Here is an 11,205-nt window from a genome sequence, read left to right as displayed (position 1 = left end):
AAGCTGAAAGCAGTGAAGAATACCAAAACGTTAGATCCATAAAAAGGAAAATCACACAGAATAAAAAAGTCGATTTTTTTGAAATTGCAGATAAGCATCTGGAAAATTTAAAAAACAGGAATCGACATCATCAATATGATACTGAGGTAGGTCGCTTAAAAAAGCTAAAAAAATTTATAAAGAAAAACGAATTAGGTTTTAATGAGATAACTGTTTCACTTCTTAAAAAATTTGAAGCCTATTTACTTCATGATAAAAAGCGTTCACCGCGTACGGTAGTGAACTATCTGATTTTAATACGAACTATTTACAATCTTGCCATATCTGAATCTTTAGTTGACAGAGGTATGTATCCCTTCGGAAAAGGAAAAATTCAGATCAAAATTCCAGAAACCCAGAAAATTGGTTTAAACCTTAAAGAGATACAACGCCTGGAAAATGCCGCCGATCTGACAGAACCTCAGCAAAAAGCCGTGCATGTATGGCTTATCAGTTTTTATTTTGCCGGGATCAGGGTAGGTGATGTATTAAAATTAAAATGGTCAGATTTTAATGATGGAAGGTTAATGTACCGAATGAACAAAAACAGTAAATTGGTAACCCTTAAAACACCAGAAAAGGCTGAGGCTATATTCAAACAGTATCGAAAGAAAGATTCCCTACAGGATTTGATTTTTGATTATCTCAAAGACACAGACCTATCAGATACCCATAGAGTTTCTATTAGAACCCAAAGTGTAAACAGAAACCTAAACCGGCTCCTAAAAAGGGTGGCATCAAAACTAGAGATTAAGAAAAAAATGAGCATGCATATCGCCCGTCACAGCTTCGGGAATATTTCTGGCGATAAAATTCCAATTCAAATGTTACAAAAACTCTACCGCCATTCCTCGGTAACTACCACCATAAATTATCAAGCGAATTTTATTCATAAAGAAGCTGATGAGGCTTTGGATAGTGTCATCAATTTTTAGATGATACCTATGGTTAGTTAAGAGATAAATTCAATAATTACAAATCCATTCCTGCCCCATTTAATTTAAGCCAGGATTTATGCCGGTGGTAATCGGGTATTACTTTGTCGAGTTCGTTCCAGAAGGCTTCTGAGTGGTTTGGGTGGATTAAATGGGTTAATTCGTGGGCTATGATATAGTCTATTATTGTTAGTGGCGCCATTATGGTTTTCCAGTGGAAATTCACATTGCCTTGCGGAGTACAGGAGCCCCAGCGGTTTTGCAGTTCCATAATTTTGACTTCTTTTGGAGCTACGCCTATCTTTTCCTGCCAGAACTTTACTCTTTTCAGGATCTTCGTCTTTCCTTTCTCCCGGTAGAATTCCTTAAATACTTCTTTGGCTTTGGGTAAGTCTTTTTTCCGCAACCGGAAAGAACCGTTTTTCAATTTCAAAGGAACTTCCTGTTCACTTACAATCTCCAGCTTATATGATCTACCCAAATAATAGAAACCTTCACCGCTTACAAATTCACGGTAAACCCGGTTGTAATTTGCATCTTCCCAATCGGCCAGGTGTTTATAGATCTGGAAGCGTTTTTTCTCCAGCATATCTTCAACCTGGGTATCGCTAAGGTTTTCAGGTACCATAACCGAAATGCTCCCATCCCTTTCAATATAAATGCTGGAGGTTTTACGCTTGCTGCGTTTTAAGGCGTAGGATATGTCTTTATACTCAGGCATCTTTTACTAATCTTGAGTGTCTTATTTTGGCCAGGGCCAGCATTTCAGTTGAAATTTTCCCGGCTTTATCTATTACCGGATCCAAATCAAAGTCCCCGGCAATTGCATAAATAATGTCTTCCAGGGCTGCACCAAGCTTTTTAACTTCTTCTCCCTTTTTCCAAAAACCGGATATTCTGATTTCTTGTTTAATGAGCGGCAGAGCTTCTTTAATGATAGGCTTTAATTGCAGCTTTATCTCATCACTGGCATCCTTGCCATAGGCGGTATGCAGGATCAAATCATAAAAAGGTGCTTCTTCCAGGCTAATGCCTTCTACAGAACCTTCTTTTCTACCGGCTGCCATTTCCTCGCGAAGTTTGGTTTCTTCTCTCAGGATAGTATCCCAATCATTCCAGTGAATTTTGATGATGTTATCCAGTTTTTCACTCATCGTTTTGTAATATACCGGGTCGTCCTGCATATTCACTTTGATGTGTTTTCGCATCGCGTGTTCCATCTCACTGGCTTTGGCCTTGGAGGTCTTATTTTTATCGAGTTCCTTCTGAAATTCTTTTGAGAAGAGCTCAGTGGGCGGAATCTTAGGATTAATTCCAAGACTTATAAGATGCTCGTTCACCAGGCGTTTTACCTTATTTCCTTCTCCACTAATATTTAAGGTATCATCTTTATACCGCTCTTTTACCTTACTCAGCAGATAAGCAAATCGCTTTAGCGGTATTTTATATGGGGTAGCGGCTTCATTAGGCAGAATGACATTCATACTTTCCTGAAAGGTATTGTAGTAGCTGGTGAAGCCGGCTCTAAGTTTTATATCATCCAATAATTCAATACAGTCTTCAAGGATTTGATATTCGCGGACTTTATCTTTTATTCGCTGATTCACAAAATCTTCAATCTCAGGAATTTTGTTTTCTGAAAATAATTGAACCAAACGCCGGTAACGGGTTTCCAAAACGGGTACTTCCGAAGAAATATCCCGGAAACCATCAAGAATCTCATCACTTTCCTCTCCGGCATAAATAGCCAGGGCATCACGAAGGTTTTCTGTTAGTCCGATATAATCTACAATATAACCCCTGCTTTTTCCGGGGTGTACACGATTTACCCTAGCAATGGCCTGAAGTAAGTTGTGTTCCTGAAGTTTTTTATCCAGGTACATAATCTGTTCGATGGGAGCATCGAAACCGGTAAGCAGCATATCGCACACCACCATAAAAGCAATCCCCGTGTAGGATTCCTCAAAATTGAATTTCTTTTTGAAATTCTCCACAGCATTCATCGCTTTAGCTTCCTTTCGTGCCTGGGTGATCACCGCTTCTTCATTGGTATCATCACTGGATACCACCACGGCCGATTTCAAAAACTTAAGCAGTTTTAGTTTTTCGGAATCGTAAGTTTCATCTTCTTCCTTTTCTGAAATCCGGTTTTGCAGGGCGAGATCTATGTATTTTTTATAGCGTACTGCAGCTATTTTAGAAGAACACACCACCTGGGCCTTGAAGCCATCATCCAGAATATTGCGCTCATAATGCCGCACCATATCGTTGGCGATAAGCTTAATGCGCTCTTCGGCTTCGAGGATATCGCCGTAGGTACCGTATTTCTTTTTGATCTCCAGAAGTTCCTCTTCAGTACGATCTTTAAAGAGGTTTTCGAATTTGCGATCGAATTCAGATTTTTCATTGAGGGCAGTATCGGCGGTTTTGCCTTCGTAAAGGATCTGAACGGTTGCGCCATCGTCTACTGCATCCTGGAGTTTATATTTATCTATATACTCTTTATAAGTTCCGAAGCGCTGCAGGGTTTTAGTCTTATGTCTGTCGGTTATAAGCGGAGTTCCGGTAAAGGCTATTTTAGTGGCATTCGGAAAGGCTGAAAACAGGTTATCTCCCAAATCGGAGTTCACGGTTCTGTGGGCTTCATCCTGCAGGATAAGGATCCTTTCTGAAGTATTTACCACTCCGAAATTTTTAAATTCCGAGATGGGTTCTGCCACGCGGTCCAGGATATACTCCGGCAGTTTATTTTTTTCTTTTTCCTGGAACTTCTGAAGCATTACCATTGTAATATTGGAAGCTTCAGAAGAGAGTTTTGGTTTCAGCTCCTCAATTCTGCTAATGTAATCTACTTTCTCTCCCGTGTAGTTTGCGGTTTTTCCAAGCTGAACTTCCAGATCGTTACGATCGTTAACTATGATCACCTTGTAATCATTAAGCTCCTGAACACTGCGAAGTTTCTTGATGAGAAAGACCATAGTAAGCGATTTCCCAGAGCCCTGGGTATGCCAGATCACTCCGGAACGCTCATCGAGGGTCTCACCATTCAGCAACCGGTCTTTGATCTTTTGTACCGCTCTAAACTGCTGGTAACGGGAAACGATCTTGATCTCCTTGTTTTCCCCAATTTCCATAAAGAGGGTGAAGTTTTGCAGAATATCCAGAAGGTTTTCAGGAGAGAGCATTCCCTGGATAAGTTTCTCCTGCATTCGCTCTTTCCCAAGGGGTGCATCATAGTCTTTTAAATGCTCCGGATGTATGTCTTTCCAGTTGAGGTAATATTGATCGGTGGCCGTTAGGGTGCCGTAAGTGGCATCCTCGCCATAGGTGGCAATGCAAAAATGATTGAAATGGAACAGCCTTTCCTCGCCTTCTTTTAGGCCGGCTTCGTGGGTTTCGATGCGCTGATTGCTGTATCTTCTTAACTGCTCATAGGCTGCGGTGAGTGGATTAGCGGTAAACTGATTCTGATCTTTACATTCCACCACTACCAAAGGGATACCGTTTACAAATAGGACGATATCGGGTAACACAAAGCCTTTGGGCGAGCCCGGGGTATCAATGCGAAACTGGTTGATGGCGATAAAAGAATTCTCCAGTGGATTTTTGAAATCTATAAACTGCACCTTAGGAAATTCTTCGCCGGTGAGTTCATTTTCATCTACAGAGGTGCCATTTAGCAATAATTCAAAAACCGTTTTGTTGACTTCCATCAGGTTTTTGGTGGGATGATCTGTAAGTTCGTGGTACAGATCTTCCAGCTGATTGGGAGTGAGCCATTCCCGACCGTTAGCTTTATTGATCTTACGAACCGAGTTTAAAAAGGTATCTTTTAATACCACTTCCCTGAAAAAAGACCTCAGACTTTTTGCAGGATCGGTTGGAATACCGAAGCCCTGGTCTATACTCGTCCAGCCCAGGTTTTCCAACTGCTCTAAAAAGGGTTTTTCTACGAAGTGGTATTCAGACATAATAGTTGTTTTAGCTAACCTTTCTTAATTGTTTTAAATCCGGTTTTTGTAATACTGATTGCATATTCCGGATGAACTTTTCACTACTCTCCTTCATCTTTGAATAAAAATCCTTACCATCACCTTCGGGGATTTTTAGGAATATTATATGAAAAGGTATTTCATTATCCATTATTTCCAGACTTTGAGTGGTAATACCTTCCCCTGCTGAAAACATTTGATTGAACTTCTCTTCTTTTAAAGGATAAATGAACCCACAACCTTTTATCTGTCTTTTGTTTCCCCACTGCCCGATGTAGGTATGCAACTGGAAGAGATCTTCCCTTTTTACCCCAAATCTACCATCGAAATTTTTGTATTTAACATCAAAGACATAAGTGTGGCCGTTATCTTCAAAGACTATGTCTGGTTCAAGGTTTCGATAACCTGGTTGACCGGTTGGGATTTTTATTTCCTTCGATTTACTTTCAATTGCGAAGCCATTTCTCAATAAAAGCTTGTGTATAAAATATTCGAAGAGCATTGAAACATCAAATAAAAATGCGCTGGTATCTGAATTCTCCCCAAAGGAGGATATTTCATCTTTAAGGATTTTCCGACTTAAGTCGATAACCTCATTATACTCGAGGTAAAAAGGATTGGTAAAGGCTTTCGTGTTATATAATTGCTGTTTTGAGTATTTCTTACCCTCTAGAGCAGTTTTAAAAGCTAATTTTAAGGGGTGCATATCTGAAAGAAATGATTGTGTTCCCAACTTATCAAAGGCCGCATCGATCAAGCCGGTAACTTCATTGATATAACTATGTTCCCGGTAAGTACATTTATATTTAGCGTCCCTACTTAGATAAAAACTAAGGGGATCTATTTGGCCTTTTACCCTGGTTGTTCTTTCTGTTTTAGAAATGTAAGATTTTGGAATACCGAGGCGAAAAGCTTTTTTTAATTTGATTTTCCAGAGGTATATAAGCAGCCATTCAAAGCCATTGTAATCTTTCTTTTCACCGCCGAAATCCTGAATTTCCAAGAAACCATCAGCATCGGAAATGATGTATTTAAGAAAATCATCTCCAAAGCGAGAAGAGATTTGAATTGAATAGTCTCCAGCTTTGGCAAAGCCTACAATATTTCCGGTGCTTAGATGAAAGTTCCTTGCGTCTCTACCTTTTAAATTTATAAATGGATCACTTGAATTATGTTCGTACAAGCCCTCATTTATAAATTGAGTGTTGGTAAGCTTTTTAAGTGCTTCTGAGGAACTCAGTGAAATATTTAGCAAAAAATCCCATATTCTTTCATCATATTGACGGGCGTGAGTTCTGTAATTTCTTTTAAACCACAAAGGGGTATGCATATTTTGAAAATGATTAGAAAACATACCATCCACTGCCTGGTAAGATGAATTATCCTTTAATTCTCCCTCCTTTAATATGTTATACAACCATTTCCCCATTAGTTCAGGCTAAAGGATTTTTTAAATTTCCCAAGTAATTCAGCTTCTCTGCCGGTTCCCCTAAGATATTCCTGCAATAAGGGTTGAATATTATCCTCCCAAACGGCTTTCCTCACTTCAGAAACCGATGAGTTTTCTGCGTAGTTCAAGTTCCACAGGTAAGCGTGGCCTATGCAGTAATCTTTCCCAAGAAGTTCCTGGTTTCTTATGTTATCGTTTAAGTTTTCAAGATTTTTCGCTAAATCACTCCAATTTTTAAAATGAGGTTTATCGGTATTTTCAGTGAGGTGATATCTCAAAATGGAAGTATCGGGTTGTACTTCTTCCCACCTAAACCTTCTACGCAGAGCAAAATCAAAGCTTTCCACACTTCGGTCTATGGTGTTCATCGTGGCGATTATAAAAACATTGTTAGGAACAAAAAACCGGTATTCTTCACCTATTTTAATCATTCCTGTACTATCAGTATTTAAGTGGGAATATTGAGTTTTGATCATACCTTCATAACCACGATATTCTAAGCAATACATCAATTCACCGAAAACCCGGCTTAGTTCTGCGCGGTTTATTTCATCGATAATTATAAAAAAGGGAGGGACTATAGATTCCAGTTTTTTTCCTGGATCAGCATTAAAGATGAATTCCCAATGAACTCCATTTAATTTATCTTTATAGGAATGAATGTCTTCAACTTTAAGGTCTTCCCATTTACGGTTTTTATTGATTATTTTTTGCTCAATAAGATCCTTTTCCCATTTACCCGCTTTAATGCACAAATCTTTAAAAACACCATTTTGTAAAGCAAGCTGGGTTTGGTTCTGATTATCTATAGTGGGACGTAAGCCTTCCATAAAATCTTCATAAGTAAAGGATGGATGAAACTGAACTACCTTTACTAATTCATCATAAGTGATGTCTGAACCGGCTTCAATTTCACCACACCAAAGCTCATATTGTAATTCAGTAGTCTTTTTGGCATTATAGGTTTTTCCAGTGCCGGGAGCACCATATTTGACTACCTGTTTTTTAAGGCTAAAGGGATTGGATAGGTTTGTATATATTTCCCAGTAAAAAAGCCCTATCCAGTGATCGTCTATTTCAACCTCATCATCATTCCAAAGGTCTTTTAAGCCTTCCCGTATTTCACTTATAGCATATTTATTTTTATGGAACCAATCTGTTTCTGTGGCGTTGTATGTTGGAATAAGGTTACGATCTTGTAACCATTTAAAGACCTGATCAAACTTGCCGTTATCTACAGTAGTGGTAACATCAAGGGTAGCAGCCCCCATTATCCTATTTATTAATACCGGATTGTTACCTACCTCACGGTCACTCCAGTATTTTTTAAGCTTCTCAAAGCCGGTAAAATCGGGTTGCAGGATTATTTCCTTAATGGTTTCTCTGAACAGGGAGTCTTCTTTAAAAGAATTGAAGTTTTCTTTACTAAGTACCGATTGCCCCCGGGAAGAAACCCCATTCGATTTTTCATAAACCAAATCCTTAATAAATACGTCGTAGGGATTATCAGATTTGGAATAGTAAGTCTCCGCGTAAAGTTCTTTAGAATTTAGATCTATGCTATTTTCAGAATTCTCCAGGGCGGTCTTAACCTTTTGAACAGCACCGGTGATATCTTTATATGATTTGTACCAGCCAATAAGGTGGTGCTTTCGGTTATTAATTAAGTGCCTATATAAATTTTGTAATTTTTTGCTCATATATATTTCTTTAAACCTCAACCTCCACTTTCCCGGTTAACAAATCCTGCATCAGGCCTTTTTTAAGGCTTTGGTGCTTGGAGAGGTTGGTTTGTTCTTTATGAATTAAAGACATAATCCTGTTTAATTTTTTACTGATTTCGAATTGCTCTTCAAGATTTTGAGGAAATGGCATCCTCATTTTTTTGATATCTCTCAAGGTGATTCTTTTTAAGGCACTTCCGGACACTAATTTGTAAAGTTCAAGATCGAAATACCCTGACTGTAATACAAAAGATAAGTACTCCGGATTTACTTTTTTTGAGGGACGAATAATTGCAATAGATGACAATAAAACTATATCTCTGCTTCCACTAAATAAAATGACTTTTCCAATGGTACCATCTTTAGATAAAAGAACATCATCTTTAATTGGTGAACAATTTTGTCTTTTTAACTCCCGAAAAACTTCCTTTTTAATTTTGGTGCATTTTTCATAATTAAACCCATATGAAGTCATATCCTTCACATTCCCTATAGGTAAACCATCTTCTTGTGGTACAGGACTAAAGTGAGCACCATCTGTTATTAAATTCGCCGAATTTTCAAGATTGGTTATCATCCATTCCTTCGGAATCCACCCCAATTCGGTTTCTTTATAAAGCTCAGGTGCGTCTTTCTGGGAGGGGCGGAGTTTGCCGGTTTGGGGGTCTATGCCGCGGGTAAAGAGGTCCTGCATCATTCCCTGCTTTAGGGCCTTATATTTGGCAATGGCCGCCTCCGTTTTTTCAATCACCGCATCTATCGTGTTGAGAATTTTTGCGATTTTACGTTGGTGAGGTAAAGGAGGTAAAGGAATTAAAGTTGAATCAATTAAATTTTTACTCAAGTTAGGCTGACCTGAACCTTGGGCAAAGAATAAAATTTTTTCCTTTCGTAATTTTAGTTGATGATATATAAAATCATTATCATCTTTCCTGGGAATTAAAGCTAAGACAGCTTGATTTGATGTAGCTCTAATCTTCAATTTAGAAACCTGACCAGCTGTTGCTCCGTACATTGCCATTAACACAGCGTTTTCAGGTATCCATTTAGCACTGGATAATTTCAGTGCTTTTTCTGTAATATGCTCTGATGTTTTTGTAATAGTAGCTTGGTTGACTTCTCCAGAGGAAATCCAAGGAATATCACCATTATAAAAAGAAGGGTTACTTCTACTGGGCGTACCTCCTGCGAAAGTTGTACAAACAGCACCTAATTTTACTTCCGTCCAACTATCCCTCATAGCCCAACTCCTTTAAATAGTTATTCAGCTGTTCGGCTTCCCGGTCGCGTTTCTCTAAAATATCTTTTAAGGTAACCGCGTATTTGATGTGAAGGTTTTGCACCGTAGCGATATACTCGTTCACGAAAGCTTTTACATAATTGCTATAACGGTTTTGAAGGAGTTGCAGCCAACGCCAGTCTGTCTCAAAACTACCTGTATTTTCATTAAAAATAGCTGTAATCTGGTTTTAATCCAAAATTTAGTGTTATCAGGTTTTTAATCTTCCAAATTACCCGCATTGAGTTTTGAGGCTTGATATAGACTAAGAACAGGGTTTTGGTGCCAATAATAGCTTTTTGTAGGAGTTCTTTAAGGCCAATACCTGTATTGATTAAACGGGTTAAATTATAGGCCAATGCCATAAGCCCCAGATCTGCAGAGGCTACTTTCATTCCTTTCTTGGTTATGATATGGTCAAAGCCCCATTGCCGTTTAATAGTTCCATAAGGATGTTCAACCAGTGCCTGCCTTTTCTTATAAAGTTGCCCACTTTCTGTTACACGTCTGGCATTGGCCTGGATATTCTCTGTAAATTCCGTTCGCTGGATGACTTTCCCATTGACTTTGGAGGTGGTACATTTGTGCCTAACAGGGCATTTTTTGCAGGCTTTGGTTTTATATTGTTTAAAGGTATAGTTCCGGGCTTTATAATGGGATTGATTGGAGGTTAGGATATTTCCCTGTGGGCAGGTGTAAGTGTCGTTTGTTTTGTTATAGCCAAAGTTTTCTGCATTGTACCTGGGATCGGGCGCCTGGCTTTTTCTGCCGATGCCAGGAATGGCCACCAGGGTTTTTATGCCCAATTGGTCTGCTATAGAAAACTCACTTCCGGTATGGTAGCCTTTATCATATAGCGCAGTAAAGCCTGTATGGCGCAAAATGGATTTAGCCCTCCTAAGCATCATCCCCATAGCTTTTTTGTCATTTTGATTGGTCAGTTTATAATCGATCAGGAACTTATATTTGGCATCTACGGTGGTTTGTGCTGTGTAGCAAACCTCGGTAATGGTACCCCGTACAATCTGGTGCCTACTATCGGGATCTGAAGTTGATAGCTGTGGATTTTCTGAAGATCTATCTGATTTCAACTGTTCTTGTATAGCCTGATACTTCTTCTTTTGTTCTTTACGCCCCTCAATTTGTTTTGTTAGCTCCTGCTGCTGGTCTCCATCGGCTTTGGCCATTTCTTTCTGGTGTTCTTCCAGTTTGTGCTCTATATACTCCAGGTGGCGCTGAACCTTCTTTTTATTGTAATTATTCTTTTTGCTGTTCTGGGCCCTAAGCTTGGTAGAATCCCCGGCAATAAGTTGACCGCCAATGAGGTTAAAGTTGCGGGCCAGGGCCACACTTTGCCGAAATACTTTTCGAATGGCTTTTGGGTTTTCTTTTCTAAACCTTGCGATCGTGTTATGATCGGGCTTCAGGTTTTTTAAAAGCCATATCACTTCCAGGTTCCGCGCGCATTCTTTTTCCAGTCGCCTGGAAGAGCGCATTTGGTTCATATATCCATAGATAAATAATTTAAGAAGGTCGCCGGGATGATAAGGTGGTCGTCCCTGAGTGGCTATGGTTTGAAAACCCATTTCCCGTAAGTCTAAAAGATTCACAAATTGATCGATGAGCCGTACGCTATTGTCCCGGGGAACCATATCGTCCAAACAAGTGGTGTAAAGGCTAAGTTGTTCCCGGTCTTGTCCCTTTTGATATTCCATAACCTAAAAATACGGAATTCTTAGGTTTTGAGACAGTCTGACGCTCCAGGATAAGGCCTTTGGCTTCGGCT

General features: G+C 39.2%; 8 protein-coding genes. 1 reads left to right on the top strand and 7 read right to left on the bottom strand.

Annotated features, from left to right (window positions below; all coding sequences use genetic code 11):
* The coding region (locus tag RM529_RS14340; protein WP_311485451.1) for a tyrosine-type recombinase/integrase at window positions 1-974 on the top strand (974 nt) is incomplete at its 5' end.
* 37 nt (window positions 975-1,011) lie between these two features.
* Here the strand turns inward: RM529_RS14340 and RM529_RS14335 are convergent.
* From RM529_RS14335 to RM529_RS14305, 7 genes are all read right to left on the bottom strand, one after another.
* Entirely contained in the window at window positions 1,012-1,695 is a 684-nt protein-coding gene (locus RM529_RS14335) for a M48 family metallopeptidase (protein ID WP_311485450.1), read from the bottom strand.
* Window positions 1,688-4,945 carry a type I restriction endonuclease subunit R gene (locus tag RM529_RS14330; protein ID WP_311485449.1) on the bottom strand — a complete coding sequence of 1,086 codons (3,258 nt, stop codon included), beginning with the start codon at window positions 4,943-4,945 and terminating at the stop codon, window positions 1,688-1,690. The genes RM529_RS14335 and RM529_RS14330 overlap by 8 nt, the downstream gene beginning before the upstream one ends.
* A gap of 10 nt (window positions 4,946-4,955) precedes the next feature.
* A complete protein-coding gene (locus RM529_RS14325; protein ID WP_037317073.1) occupies window positions 4,956-6,395 on the bottom strand; it encodes a 5-methylcytosine restriction system specificity protein McrC in 1,440 nt (479 codons plus the stop codon).
* Window positions 6,395-8,116, bottom strand: coding sequence for an McrB family protein (locus RM529_RS14320; protein WP_037317076.1), 1,722 nt, complete (start codon window positions 8,114-8,116; stop codon window positions 6,395-6,397). The genes RM529_RS14325 and RM529_RS14320 overlap by 1 nt, the downstream gene beginning before the upstream one ends.
* Window positions 8,117-8,126: 10 nt before the next feature.
* Window positions 8,127-9,380: a restriction endonuclease subunit S gene (locus tag RM529_RS14315; RefSeq protein WP_051935780.1), complete on the bottom strand. Its 1,254-nt coding sequence runs from the start codon at window positions 9,378-9,380 to the stop codon at window positions 8,127-8,129.
* Window positions 9,370-9,504 carry a hypothetical protein gene (locus tag RM529_RS14310; RefSeq protein ID WP_311485448.1) on the bottom strand — a complete coding sequence of 45 codons (135 nt, stop codon included), beginning with the start codon at window positions 9,502-9,504 and terminating at the stop codon, window positions 9,370-9,372. The genes RM529_RS14315 and RM529_RS14310 overlap by 11 nt, the downstream gene beginning before the upstream one ends.
* An 82-nt stretch (window positions 9,505-9,586) precedes the next feature.
* A complete protein-coding gene (locus tag RM529_RS14305) occupies window positions 9,587-11,134 on the bottom strand; it encodes an IS1182 family transposase (protein ID WP_311485447.1) in 1,548 nt (515 codons plus the stop codon).
* Window positions 11,135-11,205 lie beyond the last annotated feature (71 nt).

It is taken from the genome of Autumnicola edwardsiae, assembly GCF_031846505.1.
Taxonomy (GTDB): domain Bacteria; phylum Bacteroidota; class Bacteroidia; order Flavobacteriales; family Flavobacteriaceae; genus Autumnicola; species Autumnicola edwardsiae.
This window is presented reverse-complemented; position numbering and strand designations above follow the sequence as displayed.

Bases quoted from the DNA above. Each gene is read 5' to 3' on its own strand.
- RM529_RS14335 (WP_311485450.1), bottom strand. From the start codon at position 1,695: ATGCCTGAGTATAAAGACATATCCTACGCCTTAAAACGCAGCAAGCGT.
- RM529_RS14330 (WP_311485449.1), bottom strand. From the start codon at position 4,945: ATGTCTGAATACCACTTCGTAGAAAAACCCTTTTTAGAGCAGTTGGAA.
- RM529_RS14325 (WP_037317073.1), bottom strand. From the start codon at position 6,395: ATGGGGAAATGGTTGTATAACATATTAAAGGAGGGAGAATTAAAGGAT.
- RM529_RS14320 (WP_037317076.1), bottom strand. From the start codon at position 8,116: ATGAGCAAAAAATTACAAAATTTATATAGGCACTTAATTAATAACCGA.
- RM529_RS14315 (WP_051935780.1), bottom strand. From the start codon at position 9,380: ATGAGGGATAGTTGGACGGAAGTAAAATTAGGTGCTGTTTGTACAACT.
- RM529_RS14305 (WP_311485447.1), bottom strand. From the start codon at position 11,134: ATGGAATATCAAAAGGGACAAGACCGGGAACAACTTAGCCTTTACACC.